General features: G+C 70.6%; 18 protein-coding genes. 11 read left to right on the forward strand and 7 right to left on the reverse strand.

Going from position 1 to position 17,749, the window contains the following annotated elements:
* The first annotated feature begins 508 nt into the window (after positions 1-508).
* Positions 509-1,600 carry a metallophosphoesterase gene (locus tag ACFY3N_RS07520; protein WP_390815687.1) on the forward strand — a complete coding sequence of 364 codons (1,092 nt, stop codon included), beginning with the start codon at positions 509-511 and terminating at the stop codon, positions 1,598-1,600.
* A gap of 183 nt (positions 1,601-1,783) precedes the next feature.
* Positions 1,784-2,653, forward strand: a complete 870-nt coding sequence (locus ACFY3N_RS07525; protein ID WP_390815688.1) for a hypothetical protein — start codon at positions 1,784-1,786, stop codon at positions 2,651-2,653.
* A gap of 68 nt (positions 2,654-2,721) precedes the next feature.
* Here ACFY3N_RS07525 and ACFY3N_RS07530 read toward each other — a convergent pair whose 3' ends face one another.
* Both ACFY3N_RS07530 and thiC read right to left on the reverse strand, forming a co-directional pair.
* The gene (locus ACFY3N_RS07530; RefSeq protein WP_390815689.1) at positions 2,722-4,137 is read right to left on the reverse strand and encodes a VWA domain-containing protein; all 1,416 of its coding nucleotides are present in this window, start codon (positions 4,135-4,137) and stop codon (positions 2,722-2,724) included.
* 111 nt (positions 4,138-4,248) lie between these two features.
* Positions 4,249-6,045 carry a phosphomethylpyrimidine synthase ThiC gene (gene thiC, locus ACFY3N_RS07535; protein ID WP_390815690.1) on the reverse strand — a complete coding sequence of 599 codons (1,797 nt, stop codon included), beginning with the start codon at positions 6,043-6,045 and terminating at the stop codon, positions 4,249-4,251.
* 254 nt (positions 6,046-6,299) lie between these two features.
* Between thiC and ACFY3N_RS07540 the strand changes: the two genes are divergently transcribed.
* Complete coding sequence (locus ACFY3N_RS07540) at positions 6,300-7,700, forward strand: YibE/F family protein (protein WP_390815691.1); 1,401 nt, start codon at positions 6,300-6,302, stop codon at positions 7,698-7,700.
* 67 nt (positions 7,701-7,767) lie between these two features.
* Here ACFY3N_RS07540 and ACFY3N_RS07545 read toward each other — a convergent pair whose 3' ends face one another.
* The 4 genes from ACFY3N_RS07545 to ACFY3N_RS07560 all read right to left on the reverse strand — a co-directional run bounded on the left by ACFY3N_RS07545 (position 7,768) and on the right by ACFY3N_RS07560 (position 10,004).
* Positions 7,768-8,202 (reverse strand): SsgA family sporulation/cell division regulator, encoded by a 435-nt coding sequence (locus ACFY3N_RS07545; protein WP_390815692.1) that lies wholly within the window; start codon positions 8,200-8,202, stop codon positions 7,768-7,770.
* A gap of 98 nt (positions 8,203-8,300) precedes the next feature.
* Positions 8,301-9,131 carry an IclR family transcriptional regulator gene (locus ACFY3N_RS07550; RefSeq protein WP_390815693.1) on the reverse strand — a complete coding sequence of 277 codons (831 nt, stop codon included), beginning with the start codon at positions 9,129-9,131 and terminating at the stop codon, positions 8,301-8,303.
* Positions 9,132-9,324: 193 nt separating this feature from the next.
* Positions 9,325-9,537, reverse strand: coding sequence for a DUF5326 family protein (locus tag ACFY3N_RS07555; protein WP_020271174.1), 213 nt, complete (start codon positions 9,535-9,537; stop codon positions 9,325-9,327).
* A 149-nt stretch (positions 9,538-9,686) separates the two neighbouring features.
* Positions 9,687-10,004: a cupin domain-containing protein gene (locus ACFY3N_RS07560; RefSeq protein ID WP_217127460.1), complete on the reverse strand. Its 318-nt coding sequence runs from the start codon at positions 10,002-10,004 to the stop codon at positions 9,687-9,689.
* A gap of 60 nt (positions 10,005-10,064) precedes the next feature.
* Between ACFY3N_RS07560 and ACFY3N_RS07565 the strand changes: the two genes are divergently transcribed.
* From ACFY3N_RS07565 to ACFY3N_RS07590, 6 genes are all read left to right on the forward strand, one after another.
* A complete protein-coding gene (locus ACFY3N_RS07565; RefSeq protein WP_390815694.1) occupies positions 10,065-10,442 on the forward strand; it encodes a phage holin family protein in 378 nt (125 codons plus the stop codon).
* Between the two features lie 5 nt (positions 10,443-10,447).
* Positions 10,448-10,939, forward strand: a complete 492-nt coding sequence (locus ACFY3N_RS07570; protein ID WP_390815695.1) for a low molecular weight protein-tyrosine-phosphatase — start codon at positions 10,448-10,450, stop codon at positions 10,937-10,939.
* Positions 10,936-12,105, forward strand: coding sequence for a cystathionine gamma-lyase (locus tag ACFY3N_RS07575; RefSeq protein WP_390815696.1), 1,170 nt, complete (start codon positions 10,936-10,938; stop codon positions 12,103-12,105). The genes ACFY3N_RS07570 and ACFY3N_RS07575 overlap by 4 nt, the downstream gene beginning before the upstream one ends.
* Before the next feature lie 216 nt (positions 12,106-12,321).
* Positions 12,322-13,227 carry a LysR family transcriptional regulator gene (locus tag ACFY3N_RS07580; protein ID WP_390815697.1) on the forward strand — a complete coding sequence of 302 codons (906 nt, stop codon included), beginning with the start codon at positions 12,322-12,324 and terminating at the stop codon, positions 13,225-13,227.
* Positions 13,228-13,313: 86 nt separating this feature from the next.
* Positions 13,314-13,796 (forward strand): NUDIX domain-containing protein, encoded by a 483-nt coding sequence (locus tag ACFY3N_RS07585; RefSeq protein ID WP_390815698.1) that lies wholly within the window; start codon positions 13,314-13,316, stop codon positions 13,794-13,796.
* Between the two features lie 499 nt (positions 13,797-14,295).
* The gene (locus tag ACFY3N_RS07590) at positions 14,296-15,162 is read left to right on the forward strand and encodes a GNAT family N-acetyltransferase (RefSeq protein ID WP_390815699.1); all 867 of its coding nucleotides are present in this window, start codon (positions 14,296-14,298) and stop codon (positions 15,160-15,162) included.
* A 268-nt stretch (positions 15,163-15,430) separates the two neighbouring features.
* Here the strand turns inward: ACFY3N_RS07590 and ACFY3N_RS07595 are convergent, their stop codons facing one another.
* Positions 15,431-16,639: an MFS transporter gene (locus tag ACFY3N_RS07595; protein WP_390815700.1), complete on the reverse strand. Its 1,209-nt coding sequence runs from the start codon at positions 16,637-16,639 to the stop codon at positions 15,431-15,433.
* Positions 16,640-16,780: 141 nt separating this feature from the next.
* On the opposite strand from ACFY3N_RS07595, the gene ACFY3N_RS07600 reads away from it, so the two are divergent.
* On the forward strand, positions 16,781-17,245 hold the full coding sequence (locus ACFY3N_RS07600; protein ID WP_390815701.1) for a MarR family winged helix-turn-helix transcriptional regulator: 465 nt from the start codon (positions 16,781-16,783) through the stop codon (positions 17,243-17,245).
* 9 nt (positions 17,246-17,254) lie between these two features.
* Positions 17,255-17,707 (forward strand): GNAT family N-acetyltransferase, encoded by a 453-nt coding sequence (locus ACFY3N_RS07605; RefSeq protein WP_390815702.1) that lies wholly within the window; start codon positions 17,255-17,257, stop codon positions 17,705-17,707.
* Positions 17,708-17,749: the final 42 nt, after the last annotated feature.

The following is a 17,749-nucleotide window of genomic DNA, read 5'->3' on the forward strand; positions in this document are numbered from 1 at the left end:
AGGGCCCCGCTTCCGGGGAACGCCGGGGCGGTGCAGGGCCCCGCTTCCGGGGAACGCCGGGGCGGTGCAGGGCCCCGCTTCCGGGGAACGCCGGGGCGGTGCAGGGCCCCGCTTCCGGGGAACGCCGGGGCAGTACAGGGCCCCGCTTCCGGGGAACGCCGGGGCGGTGCAGGGCCCCGCTTCCGGGGAGGGGGCCCGTGCGGACAGGGCCGGGCTCCGCGGGGACGGTTCCGTCTCCGGAGGAGGACGCGCGGGTGTCTTCCGGGACACCCTTCCGAGGGAAACGGGCCGGGCTCCCGGAAGAGGGCGGGCCGGCCGGTGGCGGAAGGTGTGCGGCCGGGGCCGTCGAAGACCCGATCAAACAGGGCGAAAGCCGCGGCGAGCCGAAGTCTTGCTCTGATTCACCACCCCTGGGTCATCACACGGCGCGATCCGCATTCCTATGATGGGCCCACGACACCGCGGGCCGCTGCGACCAGGCAGTCCGACGCGGTGCAGAAGCGGCGCGATGGTGGAGGGGTCGATGACTCAGGGGGCCGGTCAGGGACCCGAGGTGGAGCGGACGGCGACGCTGCGCGACTTCCGGGTGCCCGCGTACGTCCACGAGACCGGTCCGTACGCCCAGAGCACGCACCCCGGCGACGTCGTCCCGCCCTCGGAGGAGGCCTACCCGGAGGGATACACACCCACCCAGCGGGACCTCCCCGTCATCAATCGGGGTGACACTGTTCAGGTGACCGTCGACCCCGCGTCCGTCCCCGCCCCGCAGCCCGCCACCGGCCAGGGACCGCTGTACGTGGTCGGCGACGTCCACGGCTACCTCGACGAGCTGGTGGCCGCCCTCCAGGAGCAGGGCCTGCTCGACTCGGCGGGCCAGTGGTGCGCCGGCACCGCGCGGCTGTGGTTCCTCGGCGACTTCACCGACCGCGGCCCGGACGGCATCGGCGTCATCGAACTCGTGATGCGGCTGTCCGCCGAGGCCGCCGCCGCCGGCGGCTACTGCAAGGCCCTGATGGGCAACCACGAGCTGCTGCTGCTCGGCGCCAAGCGGTTCGGCGACACCCCCGTCAACTCCGGCGCGGGCACCGCCACCTTCCAGGCGGCCTGGCTGCTCAACGGCGGGCAGAAGACCGACATGGACCGCCTCCAGGACCACCACCTGCAGTGGATGGCCCGTCTCGACGCCGTCGAGGAGGTCGACGGCCATCTGCTGCTGCACTCCGACACCACCGCCTACCTCGACTACGGCCGCTCCATCGAAGAGGTCAACGACACCGTCCGCGAGACGCTCACCCGCAACGACGCCGACGAGGTCTGGGACCTGTTCCGCAAATTCACCAGGCGGTTCTCCTTCCGCGACGAGGGCGGCGCCGACGCGGTGCGCTCCCTGCTGGATACGTACGGCGGCACCCGGGTCGTTCACGGCCACAGCCCGATTCCTTATCTGACGGGCGAAGTCGGTTCCGAGGACGGCGAGGACGACAGCGGCCCCGTGGTCACCGGACCTCATGTCTACGCCGACGGACTCGCCATCGCGATGGACGGCGGGGTCACCATGGCCGGAAAACTGCTGGTCCAGCAACTGCCGCTGGGCGCTTGAGGTTTCGGCGGGCCGTGACCGTGCGGCCCGCAACCGCACCGTGCACGTGCCAATTTCGGTAAACCCCCTGTCACCGCGCGCCGTCACCGCTCTACCATCGGCTTATCCGTAGCAGGCTCCCCTCCGTTTCTGCCCGACGGCTCGTCAGCATGCCGAGCCCCAAGCCCTACGGAGCATCGGGGGATGCACATGAACAGCGTTCCGCAGCACCTGCTGAGCGAGGACCGCCAGGAATACGAGCGGATTCTCGATGAGGCGCTGCGCTCCGCACCACACCACCCGGAACTGGCCGCGGTCGGACAGCGGCTCAACTCGGAACAACTGCGCACGATGGCGCTCAACGCCACCGCGGTCATCACGGCGGCCGCGGCGACCGAGTACCAGCACTATGTGAAGGTCCGCGAGGAACTGCGCCGGCCGCCGGCGTCGTCCGCCCCGTCCGTCCGCGAGTCCGGTTCCACCGAACCGGGCACGAACGCGGTGGGTCTCGCCGCCACCGTGGGAGAGGTCGCCGAGACCGCCGGGGCCGGCGCCGTCGCCGTCGTCGCCGTCCTGGCACCCGTCCTGGCCGGAACCGCGGCCGCGATCTTCCTGCTCGTCGGTTACGTCCTGCGGATGCTCGATCCCGGCGCCGCGTTCGCCCGGACCATGCTCACCACGGGGTGGGTGTTCGGCGCGGTGACGGCGGTCGCCGTCCTCGTCGCCGCCGTGGGCCTGCTGCTCACCGCGCTGCGCAACAAGCCCTCGGCGCTCGGCGGGCCGTACCGCGAACTCGACGGGGAGGTGACCCGGGCCAGGGACGCCTGGCGCGAGGCCCTGCTGAAGCGGGGGATCCTGCCGTTCCTGCGGGACGCGCTCACCGACCCGGCGACGGTCACCGCGCTGCAGCACACGGCACCGCCCCCGCCGGCCGGCCGCATCCCGCACCTGGGGTACGACCGGCCGGGGTTCTCCAGCCCGCAGGAGGGGGCGGCCCGTGGCACACGGCCGAGCTACTCCAGTCCGGACTACTCGAGCCCGGACTTCGGGGGACCTGAGCACCAGCCGGAGTAGCCGGGCGGCCCGTCCGCCGGCTCGCGCTCTCCGTACCGGGGACGCGAGCCGGGTGGCCGGGCCGGGGCTCAGAGGATCCCCGCCCGTCCCGCGGCCTTGATCCACTGCGGGAACTCGGACAGCAGACGGTCGTACAGCTCCGCGTCCGGCACCGTGCTGATGTCGTCGACGGCGAAGAACCCGACGTTGTCGACGCGGCGTCCCGGCAGTGTGTCGAACCGTTCCAGCACGCCGTAGTTGGACCTGCCCAGCCCCACGAACTGCCAGAAGACGGGTTCCTCCACCGCCTCGCGGAGCTCGTGCTCGATCTCCTTGTTGCGGTAGACGCCGCCGTCGGAGAAGAACAGGACGAGCGTCGGAGCGGACGCGGGATCGTCCCGGACGAACGCCCGCACCTCGGCGATGACCTTCTGCTCCTCGTTCTGGATGCCCACGTCCCGCATGTCGACCTGGCTGGGCTCCAGCCCTTTCTTCCGCCCGCGCCGGAAGAGGCCCATCTCCCCCACGCGCACATGCAGCCGCAGCCACTCGGGAAGCTCCCCGAGCCGCAGGTCCGGCAGTCGGGCCGGGTTCGAGGCGAAGGTCCAGGCCTGCATCTCACCGTCGTCGTCCAGCTGCGCCGCGACCGCCGCCATCCGCTCGACGACATCGGCCACGACGCCCTTGGAGTACAGGAAGGACATGGATCCGGAGGCGTCGAGCACGAGGACGACACGCGCGGTGACCTCGGCGGCCCCGTGCTTGCGCAGACTGACCGCGACCTGCTCCTTGCGCAGCGACAACCGCTTGCGCATGTCGACGGGCAACCGCTCCTCGCCCTTGGTGAGCCGCGGGGCACCGGGGTGGGAGTGGGGCGCGGGGGGCTGCTGGGCGGGCTGGGCGGGAGGAACGGGCGAGGGCGGCGGGGTCGGGGCTGCGGTGGCCGCGGGGGAGGTGGACGGGACCGGGGGCGCGTCGTCCACGGTGATGCCGAAGTCCGTGGCCAGGCCCGCGAGTCCGGAGGCGTACCCCTGCCCCACCGCCCGGAACTTCCACGTCCCCTGCCGCCGGTACAACTCGCCGCCGATGAACGCGGTCTCCGTCCCCGCTGCCATGTCGAACCGGGCCAGTTCGGTCCTCGCCCCGGCGTCGAACAGTCTGAGCACCAGTCCCGGCACCTGCCCGAACGTCCCGCCGTCCGCCGACGCGCACAGCACGATCCGCTCGACCGCCCCCTCCACGGCGCCCAGATCCACCTCCACGGTGTCGGTCGCGTCCCGCGCGCCGCGCTGTTTCCCGAGATGCGTCACGGCGCCGGACGCGTGACGAGGCTGGTTGTAGAAGACGAAGTCCCCGTCGTCCCGCACCCGCCCGGCCTCCGTGAGGAGCAGCGCCGAGGCGTCGATGTCGGGTACACCGGCCCCGGCCACCCACGCGAGCTCCACGCGCACCACGCGGGCAGCGACGGGAAGATTGGACCCCTTGCTCATCGGACTCGCTGTCATGCGGCCAGTCTGCCCACTCGCCCCGGCGAAGGGGAGGGGCGAGCGCACCTGCCGCTCCGCGCGGGCGGCACCCGTCGCGGGCACCGCCCTCGCGCAGCCTGCGGCGAACGCTCAGTCCGCGATCGGCAGGTACACGCGGTTGCCCGCCTCCGCGAACTCCTTCGACTTCCGGGCCATCCCCTCCTCGATCTCGTCCCGGCTTCCGCCGTGCTCACGACGAATGTCCTGAGAGATCTTCATCGAACAGAATTTCGGACCGCACATCGAGCAGAAGTGGGCCGTCTTGGCGGGTTCCGCCGGCAGGGTCTCGTCGTGGAACTCGCGTGCCGTGTCCGGGTCGAGGGCGAGGTTGAACTGGTCCTCCCACCGGAACTCGAAGCGGGCGTCGGACAGCGCGTCGTCCCAGTCCTGGGCGCCCGGGTGTCCCTTGGCGAGGTCGGCGGCATGGGCGGCGATCTTGTAGGTGATGACGCCGGTCTTGACGTCGTCGCGGTTGGGCAGGCCCAGGTGCTCCTTGGGCGTGACGTAGCAGAGCATGGCCGTGCCCCACCAGGCGATCATGGCGGCGCCGATGCCGGACGTGATGTGGTCGTACGCGGGCGCGACGTCCGTCGTCAGCGGGCCGAGCGTATAGAACGGGGCTTCATCGCAGATCTCCTGCTGGAGGTCGATGTTCTCCTTGATCTTGTGCATCGGGACATGTCCCGGGCCCTCGATCATGGTCTGTACGTGGAAACGCTTCGCGACCGTGTTGAGTTCCCCGAGCGTGCGCAACTCCGCGAACTGCGCCTCGTCGTTGGCGTCCGCGATGGACCCGGGCCGCAGGCCGTCGCCGAGCGAGTACGTGACGTCGTACGCGGCGAGGATCTCGCAGAGCTCCTCGAAGTTCTCGTACAGGAAGGACTCCTTGTGGTGCGCCAGGCACCACGCGGCCATGATCGAGCCGCCGCGGGAGACGATGCCGGTCTTGCGGTTGGCGGTGAGCGGCACGTACGCCAGGCGTACGCCCGCGTGGACCGTCATGTAGTCCACGCCCTGCTCGGCCTGCTCGACGACCGTGTCCTTGTAGATCTCCCAGGTCAGTTCCTCGGCCCGGCCGTCGACCTTCTCCAGGGCCTGGTAGAGCGGCACGGTGCCGATGGGGACGGGGGAGTTGCGCAGCACCCACTCGCGGGTGGTGTGGATGTTCCGGCCGGTGGAGAGGTCCATGACCGTGTCGGCGCCCCAGCGGGTCGCCCAGGTCATCTTCTCGACCTCCTCCTCGATGGAGGACGTCACCGCCGAGTTGCCGATGTTGGCGTTGACCTTCACCAGGAACCGCTTGCCGATGATCATCGGCTCGGTCTCCGGGTGGTTGACGTTGGCCGGCAGCACCGCCCGGCCCGCCGCGATCTCCTCACGGACCACTTCGGGGGAGACGTTCTCCCGGAGCGCCACGAACTCCATCTCAGGCGTGATCTCGCCGCGTCGCGCGTATGCCAGCTGCGTGACCGCCCGGCCCGCCCGGCCCCGGCGCGGCAGGCGCGGCCGCCCGGGGAACACGGCGTCCAGATTGCGCAGGCCCCCGCGCGGAGAGGTGTGCTTGATCCCGTCATCCTCGGGACGGACGGGACGGCCCGCGTACTCCTCCGTGTCCCCGCGGGCGGTGATCCAGTTCTCCCGCAGCGGATCCAGGCCCCGGCGGACGTCGGTGTCGACGAGCGGATCGGTGTACGGGCCCGACGTGTCGTACAGCGTGACCGACCGCCCGTTGGTGAGGTGCACCTGGCGGACCGGCACCCGCAGGTCGGGACGGGTGCCCTCGACGTACGCCTTGTGCCAGCCGACGGACTTCCCGGCCTCCCCGTTCGCCGACGTCTCCGTCGGGTTCTGCGTGGAGGCAGGCGTGCGTGCGTCCTTGTTGGTCATGAGACCTATCTCCCTACGCCGGCATTACCCGGTAACAGGTTCGGCGGTCGACGCAGCGGTTTCCGTCTGCCGGCGTTCCGTGTGAAACATCACTCGGCTTCGGTGATGTTTCCCGTGAAACGTCGCTGGGACGGAGGTCAGCGCCCTCTCAGCCCGGTGCTCCGAGCTCCCGCGTGTACAAAAGCGCCTCCACGCTAGCGTCATTTCTGGCGCGGTGAACAGAGGGCCCATCCCGTTCTTGCGATGATCGGGCGGTGAGCCCCACTCAACCTCCTCCGTACCCACCGCCCGAACCATCGCGCGCGCCCGGCGCCGCGGGCGGCGGTGGTCACGGCCACTCGCACGGGCACAGCCACAGTCACGGCCCGGCGGCGCCCGTCTCCCAGCATCTGCGCAAGGTCATCGCGGCGATCCTGATCCCGTTCGCGGCGGCGGTGCTGATCGGACTCGCCGTGCTGTGGCCGGGCGGTGCCCCGGCGCACGAGCGCACCGGCGTCGGCTTCGACCGGCAGACGGAGCACGCCACGGTCGTCAAGGTGGTCGAGCTGAGCTGTCAGTCCGTCAACGCCTCCGGAGGCGTCCCGACCGGCGACACCTCCACCGCCGAGGGCTCGTCCGCCCAGCAGCAGGCGGACGGCACCTGCAAGAGGGCGACGATCCGGGTCGACACCGGTGACGACAAGGGCCGTACGTTCGACGAGATCGTGCAGCCGGACCAGTCCCGGCAGCTGAGCGAGGGCCAGAAGGTCGTGGTCGCCTACGAGCCCTCCGCGCCCGAGGACCTCCAGTACTCGGTCACCGACATCGACCGGCGCTTCCCTCTGGCGCTGCTCGCGGGCATCTTCGCGCTCGCCGTCGTGGCCGTGGGGCGGCTGCGTGGCGTCATGGCGCTGGTCGCGCTGGTGATCAGCTTCCTGGTGCTCAACTTCTTCATCCTGCCCGCGATCCTGCAGGGGTCGAATCCGCTGGTCGTCGCGGTGGTCGGGGCGAGCGCGATCATGCTGGTCGCCCTCTACCTCTGTCACGGGCCGTCGGCGCGCACCTCGGTGGCGGTGCTCGGCACACTGATCTCGCTGCTGTTGATCGGCATCCTGGGCTCGGTGTTCATCGGCTGGGCCGCGCTGACCGGCAACACCGACGACAACACCGGTCTGATCCACGGGCTGTATCCCGAGATCGACATGAGCGGTCTGCTGCTGGCCGGCGTCATCATCGGGTCACTCGGTGTCCTCGACGACGTGACGGTCACGCAGACGTCCGCCGTCTGGGAGCTGCACGAGGCCAATCCGTCGACGGGCTGGCGCGGGCTGTACCGCGCGGGCATCCGCATCGGCCGCGACCACATCGCGTCCGTGGTCAACACGCTGGTCCTCGCCTATGCGGGTGCCGCGCTGCCGCTGCTGCTGCTGTTCTCCATCGCGCAGAGCAGCATGGGGACGGTCGCCAACAGCGAGCTGGTCGCGGAGGAGATCGTGCGTACCCTGATCGGCTCGATCGGCCTGGTGGCCTCGGTGCCGGTGACCACGGCCCTGGCCGCGCTGGTGGTCTCCGCCGACCGCCCGACGGATCAGATCCGAACGCAGGGGAACGGAACGGCACAGGGGACCGGGCAGGCCGCGGGGCGCGGCGGGCGGGGCAGGCGCCGCAAGCGCTGACGTCCCGCGGGGCGGGCGGAGCGCGCTGAAGCGTTCCGCCACCGGCCCACCCGACCGGCGTAACGCTTCAGCCGGCGCCCTGCTCCGCGAGGATGCGGTCCAGCGCGTCGTCGAGGTGGGCGTCGAAGTCGGCGAGCGCCCCCTCCTGCCCCAGCGGCACCAGCTTGTCGGTGCGGTCGAGGAAGGCCACGAGCGGGGCGGTCGACGAACGGAACAGCGCCTGGTCGCTGCCGACCTGAAGCCGGATCAGCACCTCGCCCAGCGCGTCGGGGTCCACCGGCGAGACGCGTACGTCGCCCTCCCCGCACGGCCGGCCGACGCCGTCGATCAGCAGTTCCCGGCCGAACGCCCACGTCACGGGAGCGTCCCCCGGCAAGTGGAAGGTCAGCCGTACGGCGTAGGGATCACAGGTGTCGTAACGGAGCTCCACCGGGATGCGGAAGGACAGTTCCTCCGACACGAGAAAGCTCATCATGACCTCTGCCTGTACGGATTCGCGCATCGCCTACCCCGTCATTCGCCGCGGACTGGCCGGGCATGGACCCTGACACCAGAGGGAATCTTGCTGAACGTACACAGCAGATCACAAGGAGTGAGTTTTCAGATACTGATAGACAGCGTGAGCGACCCGACGAGACGCCCCATCTCGGCCTGGAGTCGCCGTGCCGCGGGGACGAGCCGGTCGGCCTGGTGTGCGGGCAGCGAGATGGCCATCGACGCGGCCGTGTTGCCGACGGTGATGGGGATCGCCGCACAGACCGTCCCCAGGACATACTCCTGGCGCTCCATCACCAGTTCCCTCCGCCGCGTCCGCTCCAGGCGCCTCAGCAGGCTGTGGTCGTCGCGCACGGTGTACGGCGTGACGGGCCGCACGGGATGGCGGTCGAGGTGGTCGCGGCGCGCCTCCTCGTCGAGCTGGGAGAGCAGGCACTGTCCGATCGCGTGGGCGTGCCCGGTCTCCCGGAAGTCGGCCCACTCCGCCACCGCGGGATGGGCGGGGGACTCGGAGACGCAGACGACGTCGATCTCGCCCTCGCGGTACACGGCGTAGTACACGGGAGCGCCGATCGCGTCCCGCCAGCGGGCGAGGGTGTCGACCACCGTGCTGCGACGTTTCTGCGCCGCTGCGCCGCTGCTCAGCCGTTCTGCCGCCTCCCCCAGGAAGAACAGCCCCTTGTCGCGGCGCAGATAGCCCTCGTGCACCAGGGTGCGCAGCAGGTGGTAGGTGGTGGGGAGCGCCAGTCCGGTCTCCCGGGCCAGTTGTTTGGCGGGAGCCCCGTAGTCGTGTCCGGCGACGGTCTCCAGCAGGCGCATGGCCCGCTGGACGGAGCCGATGAGGGTCGCGGTGGGCGGTGGTGCGGTGGGCGCCGGCGAGCGGGGCTGCGGAGGGACCGCGGTCAGCTGCGCGGAGCCGGTGCCAGTCGTGGCCAAGGGTCACTCCCGAAACGCGAGGGGGCAGCCCGTGCGGGGAACACGGGTGGGGGTCGCCGCTCGCGGGGATCGCCCCCGCGTCGAGTTCCGGACTCTAACGGGCTGTCACCGCATGCAGACGGCCCGCCGGAGAAACTTCCCCCGCCCGAGGGAACCGGTGATTCCTGTTACCGCTTCACCGGTCCCCCTGGGCTCACCAGTCGCTGCGCGACGAGGAACTCGATGTGAACTTCCGGACGACGTAGATCAGTCCGCCGACCAGCGCCACGAAGACCAGCACCTTGAAGAGCAGCCCGATCACGAAGCCGACCACGCTCGCTATCAGCCCACCGAACACGACCAGGGCGATGACCGGCACCGCGATCCACTTCACCCACCACGGCAGTCCCGTGAAGATCTCTCGCATCGCCCTCGTCCTTACTTCTCCGCCCGCCGAGTGCCGGGTCGCGTCGATGATGTCCTGCACTCGATGCTAGGGCGGCGGGTGCTCCGGCGGGGGCCTCGGACCCCTCGTCCTCCCCTGACCGATCCCCTAGGGAACCCCGGTCCCGTCCCTCAGCTCTCGGGGGGAGAGAACACCACCAGGACCCGCAGGTCCTCGCTGATGTGGTGGAACTTGTGGGCCACGCCGGCCGGTACGTAGACGACGCTGCCGCGTGCCACCTGGGTGGTCTCCATGCCGACGGTGATCGCCGCGCGGCCGCTGACGACGAAGTACACCTCGTCCTGGCCGTGCGGCTGCTGCGGGTCCTGGGACCCGGCGTCCAGGGCGTAGAGGCCGACCGACATGTTCCGCTCACGCAGGAACTGCAGGTACGCCCCGTCGTTGGCGGCTCGTTCCGCCTCCAGTTCGTCCAGCCGGAATGCCTTCATCGTCCTGTCCCGCCCCTGCCTCGCTGCCCAAGCCCGATCGTGTCTGCCACGATCAGACACATGATGAATTTCCTAGTCAAGACGATCGCCAACGCGGGTGCCCTGGCGGTCGCGGTGTGGCTGCTCGACAAGATCACCCTGACCGGTGACAGCACGGGCAAGGAGATAGGCACTCTGCTGCTGGTCGCACTGATCTTCGGACTGGTGAACTTCCTGGTCAAACCGCTGGTACAGCTTCTGAGCCTCCCCCTGCTGATCCTGACGCTCGGGCTGTTCACCCTGGTGGTGAACGCTCTGATGCTGCTGCTCACCTCCTGGCTCGCCGACCGGCTCGACCTGAGCTTCCACGTGGAGGGCTTCTGGACGGCCGTACTGGGCGGTCTGATCATCTCCGTCGTCTCCTGGGCTCTCCACGTCGTCCTGCCCGACGGGGACTGAGCGCGATGACCTACCGCGTCTGCTTCGTCTGCACCGGCAACATCTGCCGCTCCCCGATGGCCGAGTCCGTCTTCCGCGCCCGGGTGGCGGAGGCCGGACTCGACGATCTGGTCGAGGTGGACAGCGCCGGCACGGACGGCTGGCACGAGGGCGAAGGCGCCGATCCCCGCACGGTGACCGTGCTGCGGGAGAACGGCTATGACACCGGCCACACGGCCCGGCGGTTCGACCCGTCCTGGTACGCCCGCCTCGATCTCGTCATCGCGCTCGATTCCGGCCACCTCAGGGCGCTGCGCCGCCTCGCGCCCACGGACCGGGACGCCGACAAGGTGCGTCTGCTGCGCTCCTACGATCCGGCCGCCGACGACGATCTCGACGTACCGGACCCTTACTACGGGGGCGCGGACGGATTCGACGCGTGTCTTGAGATGGTGGAGGCGGCGAGCACCGGACTGCTCGCCGCGGTACGTGAGCGGGTGGAAGGACAGGCGGCATGAACAATTCGACGACGGGCGCGGGCCACGGGCCGGCGCTGCCGGACGGGGCGGGCGACGGCACCCGCGCGGTACGGGCCGGGCTGCCCGAGCCGGTCAAGCACGAGCCGACCCTGCCCGGACCGGTGTTCGCCGCCCACTTCCATCTGCCGGGTGACCCCACCGGCCCGTACACCTACGGCCGGGACGAGAACCCGACCTGGACACTGCTGGAACGGGCCATCGGCGAGCTGGAGGCACCCGGCCAGGACGACGTCGAGGCCCTGGTGTTCGCCTCGGGCATGGCAGCGATCTCCTCGGTGCTCTTCTCCCAGCTGCGCGCCGGGGACGCGGTCGTCCTGCCGGACGACGGCTACCAGGCCCTGCCCCTGGCGCGGGCCCAGCTGGAGACGTACGGCATCGAGGTGCGGACCGCGCCGACGGGCGGCGACGCCCAGCTCGAGGTCCTCGACGGCGCGAAGCTGCTGTGGATCGAGACGCCCTCGAATCCGGGGCTCGACGTGTGCGACGTGCGACGGCTCGTAGAGGCAGCGCACGCGCAGGGTGCCCTGGTCGCCGTCGACAACACCCTGGCGACGCCGCTCGGCCAGCGCCCGCTGGAGCTCGGCGCCGACTTCGCGGTGGCCAGCGGCACCAAGCAGCTCACCGGGCACGGCGACGTGCTCCTGGGGTACGTCACCGGCCGGAACGCCGAGGCCATGGCCGCCGTCCGCCGCTGGCGCAAGATCGTCGGTGCCATCCCGGGACCCATGGAGGCCTGGCTCGCGCACCGTTCGATCGCCACGCTCCAGCTGCGCGTCGAGCGGCAGAACGCCACCGCGCTGACGCTCGCCCAGGCACTGCGGGAGCGGTCCGAGGTCACGGGGCTGCGGTATCCGGGGCTGCCCGACGATCCCTCGCACAAGATCGCCTCGCGGCAGATGCGACGCTATGGGTGCGTGGTGTCCTTCACGCTGCCCACGCGCGCGCGTGCGGACCGTTTCCTCGACGCGCTGCGGCTCGTGGACGACGCGACCAGCTTCGGCGGCGTGCGGTCCACGGCGGAGCGGCGCGGGCGCTGGGGCGGGGACGCGGTGCCGGAGGGCTTCATCCGCTTCTCCGTGGGTGCCGAGGACCCGGAGGACCTGGTCGCGGACGTCCTGCGGGCCCTGGACGAATCAGCCGGCTGACCGGCCGGGCCGGCCCGCTCCCGGCACACTGCGGCGGACGGTCCGAGCCTCCCCCCTCGTGGCTCGGACCGTCCTCGGTTCCACGCGCGAAGAACCGCCCGACCAAGGCTAGTTGACTCAGTGTCAGTGTCCAATCACAGTAACGACAGCGACCTATCGACTTATTTATGGTTGGGCGTCCGGGCCCGGAGCGGGGCCGGCGAGGGAGGGTGTGGCGTGGATCTGGCCTTGCTACGGACCTTCGTGACCGTGCACCGGGCCGGTTCCTTCACCCGTGCCGCCGCCCTGCTCGGCCTCTCCCAGCCGGCCGTCACCTCGCAGATACGGACGCTGGAACGGCAGCTGGGACGGCCCCTGTTCCTTCGGCAGGCGCGCGGCGTGACACCGACGACCATCGGGGACGAGCTCGCCCACAAGGCGGCGCCGCATCTCGACGCCCTGGTGGAGATAGCCGAGTCCGGGTTGGAGGAGGACTCCTCCTTACGGACGCTGCACCTGGCCGGCCCTCCGGAGTTCACCGCCGGACGGGCCCTTCCCGCGCTCACGGAGCTGACCGGGGAGGACGGCCAGGGCTTCGCCCTGCGCGCCTCCTTCGGCACCGCCGAGGAAGTCCTCGAGGGACTGGCCGCCGGACATCATGATCTGGCCATCAGCACGGTCCGGCCACGCGGCGCCCTGCTCTCGGCGACCGCGCTCTGCGACGAGGAGCACGTTCTGGTCGCCGCCCCGCGCTGGGCCGAGCGAATCGGCCCGGGCACACTCCGCCGCACGGATCCGTCGGCCCTGGAACACGTCCCGGTGGTCGAGGTGCACGAGTCGCTGCCCTTCGTCACCCGTTACTGGGCCTCCGTCTTCGACTCCCGCCCCGTCACCCCGGGCACCGTCGTCGTCCCGGATCTACGCGCGGTGCTGACCTGTGCCGTTGCGGGAGCCGGGCTGGCTGTGCTGCCCCGCTACCTCTGCACGGACGCGCTCGAGCGGGGCGACGTGGTGCCCCTGCACGAGCCGACGGTGTCCCCGCTGCGCACCTACTTCCTGGTGGTCCGTACCGGCACGCTGGCGATGCCGCACATCGCCCGGGCCCACGAATGGCTGGAGCGGGCGGCCACCGGCTGGTGCTGACCCGCCGGGGCGGTGCCCACCGCGGGATGCCGGCCGCCGCCCTCTCACGATGTTTCACGTGGAACCAGCCGGGCCACATTTCCTCCATGACCGTCCGACCCGTGGTCAAGCGCACCGCCCGAGCCGTTCTGCTGGACGGCGAGAACCTGATTCTGATCAAGCGCACCAAACCCGGTATGGATCCCTACTGGCTCACCCCGGGCGGCGGAGTGGAGCCGGGGGACTCCACCGTGGTGGACGCCCTGCACCGGGAGGTGTACGAGGAGCTCGGCGCGAAGATCACCGATGTGGTGCCCTGTTTCGTCGACACCGTGGAGCACATCGGCGAGGACGGCGGCGCCACCGGCGTGAAGGTGCAGCACTTCTTCGTCTGCCGTCTGGAATCCATGGACCCGTCCCTGCGGCACGGCCCGGAGGTCGACGAACCCGTCGGCGAGTACGAGATCGTCCGTGTGCCGTTCACCCGCGTCGGGATCGCCTCCGTCCACCTGGTACCGCTGTCGCTGCGGCACTACCTGGACGGCAACATCGAGGGCGTACGGGCCATGCACGCCCCCGACCTGGGGTGACGCCCGGCCCTTACGCGGCCCGCAACAGATCGCAGGCTTCCCGGAGGTCCTGCCCGTGGAGGAGTGGGTCGCGGAGCCGGTCAGATACCGGTCCGCGTCGACCGTGGCGGAGACCGGCACCACGCCGAACAGGTCCTTGTCCGGCCGCCTGTACGGCGTACTCCGGGGGACCGATGAGGCCGGAGGAGATCATCCGGTCGAGGGCCACCGCCCCGGCTTTCAGTCCCCGTCGCCGCGAGATCTCCGCGGGAACCGAGCCGCCGGGGAGCAGGGCGCCGTCGAGCTCGAAGAGATGAAGTCTCGCCATGAGCGACGAGGTCAAGGGGCCCCGCTCCCCTCGTCTCCCGGCGGAAGGGAACAGCCGCGCGGCGTACTCGCATGTTTCACGTGAAACGTCGCGCGTGCGCGCTCCGCCCGTGACCACGACATGACCAAAAGCTCGCACGAGTCTCCTGAAACGGGTGGACGCCGAAGCCCCCTGTCGGACAGCCTGACCTGCGTGCCGACACCTTCTCTTACCTCTCTGCCCATCCGCCGTCTGACGCTCCGCGACCTCATCGCATGCGCCGACTTGTCCGAGGACCGGGGGTGGCCACGGGAGGAGCACAAGTGGGGCCTCCTCCTTGCGGCCGGGAAGGGGTACGGAATCGACGACCCCGACGGTGGCCTGGTGGCCGCCTGTGTCGTCACCGAGTACGGGCCGCGGGAACAACCCGCTCTCGCGGCCGTCGGCATGGTCCTGGTCGCGGAACGGTACGCCCGCCGGGGCGTGGGACGCCGGCTCATGCGTCACGTCGTCTCCACGATGGGCACCACACCCCTCACCCTGCACGCGACCCCCTACGGCCGGCCGCTCTACGAGGAACTCGGCTTCAAGGTCATCGGCCGTGCCGAGATGCTGCGTGGCCACTTCGTCCCCACGGGTGAGGGGCCGGAGGTCGCCACCCGGGCCGCGACCGCGGAGGATCTCCCTGCGGTCATCCGGCTAGACGAGGAGGTCTTCGGTGCCGACCGGACGCACATCGTCACCCGCCTGCCCGCCTTCGCCGATCAGCTGCGCGTAGCCGAGGAGGACGGACGGATCACCGGTTACGCGGCCGCCTGGCCCAACATGGACACCCATGTCGTGGGCCCGCTCATCGCCCGCGACACGGCGACGGCCGAGGCACTGCTCGCTTCGCTCGCCGCCCGCACCGGCCGCCCGCTGCGCACCGACATCGATGTGCGACAGGAAGAACTGCTGAGCTGGGCGAAGGCACACGGGCTCGCGTCCGTCGCGTTGAACACCGTCATGGCCTACGGGATCACGGAGCTGCCCGGGGACCGGAGCCGGCGGTTCGCCCCGGTGACGGTCGCTGCGGCCTGACGCCCACCGGACCGACGACGCCGGCCCCTGACGGTCCGCTGGCGGGCCTGTGGTGGCCCGGGCCGGCCGGAGCAGCGCGATCCGGGACACCGGTTAGGGCCTGCCGGAGAATAACGTGCAGGCGGCCAGCGCGCTGACCTGCAACGTCAGGCTCAAAAACCCGCAGGTTATTCTCCGGCAGGCCCTTACGGCGCCGGCGTGCGGGGCCCCGCCCCAGCGGAGTGATGTTCGGGGACGGTCCCGGCCCCGTACCTGCCGGTCCTGCGGGTCAGTGGGGGACGGCGGTCCGCCGCTCGGTGGGCACCGGGCCGGTGAGCGCGGTGCCGGGCGGGGTGTCGCGGCGCTCGAGAGCGGCCGAGACGAACGCCAGCACCAGGGCACTCGCCGCGAGAACGGCACCGACCCAGTTGGGTGCGGTGTAGCCGAGGCCGGCCCCGATCACGAGGCCGCCGAGCCAGGCGGACAGCGCGTTGCCGAGGTTGAAGGCGCCGATGTTCAGGGCCGAGGCCAGGGTGGGAGCGCCGTGCGCCTGGTCGAGGACCCGCTTCTGCAGGGGCGGCACCGTGGCGAATCCCAAGGCGCCGATGAGGACGAGGGTGGCGGCAGCGGCGATCTTGTCGTGCGCGGTCAGGGTGAAGAGGGCGAGGACGACGGCGAGGGCGCCCAGGGAGAGGTACAGCATGGGCATCAGGGCGCGGTCCGCGTACCTGCCGCCGATGAGGTTGCCGCCGACCATACCGAGGCCGAAGAGGACCAGCAGCCAGGTCACGGAGCCGTCGGCGAAGCCGGCGACGTGCGTCATCATCGGTGCGATGTAGGTGACGGCCGCGAAGACACCACCGAATCCGAGGACGGTCATCGCCATGGCGAGCAGGACCTGGACGTTCTTCAAGGCGGCCAGTTCGTGACGCAGACGCACGCCCTCGGCCTTGGGCGTGTCGGGGACGAGCCCGGCGATGCCGGCCAGGCCGACGACGCCGAGGGCTGCGACGACGCCGAAGGTGACCCGCCAGCCGATGGACTGGCCGACGAGCGTGCCCAGCGGAACACCGACGACATTGGCGACGGTCAGTCCGGTGAACATCAGGGCGATGGCTCCGGCCTTCCTGTCCGGGGCGACCAAGCCGGCCGCGACCACCGAGCCGATGCCGAAGAAGGCCCCGTGGGCCAGTGAGGCGACCACCCGCCCGGTCAGCATGAGGCCGAAGGACGGGGCCAGCGCGGAGAGCAGGTTCCCCGCGATGAACAGCCCCATCAGCAGCATCAGCATCCGCTTGCGGGAGATCCTGGTGCCGAGCACGGTCATCAGCGGGGCGCCGAACATGACGCCCAGCGCGTAGCCGGTCACCAGGTAGCCGGCGGTGGGGATGGAGACGCCGAAGTCACCCGCGACCTCGGGCAGCAAGCCCATGATCACGAACTCCGTGGTTCCGATCCCGAAGGCCCCGATCGCGAGGGCCAGAAGCGCGAGAGGCATGGAGGACAGACCTTCCCAAACGATTGCAGGAGCGCTTTGCGTTTCTCGACAATAGTTGCAGACGCTGACTATATGCAAACGCCGTATATTGCGTTCTTGCTCTACCCTGGTGTCAGCAGTTCCTGGACGGAGGAAACGCCCATGACAGCCACGGATCCCACGCTCACCGCCCTCGCTCAGGGCTGGTGCGCACTCTCCCTGCTGCACGGGAGGATCGAGGCCCACATCGAGCGCGCCCTTCAGGCCCGGCACGACCTGAGCGTGCGGGAGTACTCCCTGCTCGACGTACTGAGCCGGCAGCACGACGGCGAGGGGGGCCATCTGCAGATGAAGCAGGTGGCCGACGCGGTCGTGCTCAGCCAGAGCGCCACCACGCGCCTGGTCACCCGCCTCGAGGACCGCGGACTACTGGAGCGCTACCTGTGTCCCACCGACCGCCGGGGCATCTACACCAACGTCACCGAAGCCGGTCTCAAGCTGCTGGACGAGGCACGGCCGACCAACGACACGGCCCTGCGCGAGGCCCTCGGCACGGCGGCGGAGAACCCCGACCTCGCTCCCTTGGTCCGGGCCGTGGAAACGCTGAAGGCACCAGTGCCCGCATAGGGTGCCGGCATGGAAGATCTGGAGATACGGACCGCGGTCGCCGACGACGTTCCCGCGATCGTCGGCATGCTCGCGGACGACCCCCTGGGCGCGCAGCGCGAGTCGCCGGACGACCTCGACCCGTACCTGACCGCTCTGGAGCGGCTCAGCGCCGACCCGAACCAGCATCTGGTCGTCGCGGTCCGCGCAGGCCGTGTCGTCGGCACCCTTCAGCTCACGGTCGTCCCCGGACTCTCCCGCCGCGGTGCCACCCGGTCGATCATCGAAGCGGTCCGCGTCCACGCGGACGAGCGCGGCAGCGGCCTGGGGAGCAGGCTCGTCGAATGGGCGATCGACGCCTCCCGCCGCGAGGGCTGCCAACTGGTCCAGCTGACCTCGGACAACACCCGGACCGATGCCCACCGCTTCTACGAGCGGCTCGGCTTCACGGCCTCCCACGTGGGCTTCAAACTGCCGCTGTGACGAAGGAGGCGGGGTCCTGTTCCACGTGAAACCGGACCCCGC

Origin of the sequence: Streptomyces sp. NPDC000348 (assembly GCF_042898795.1) — a bacterium.
GTDB lineage: Bacteria > Actinomycetota > Actinomycetes > Streptomycetales > Streptomycetaceae > Streptomyces.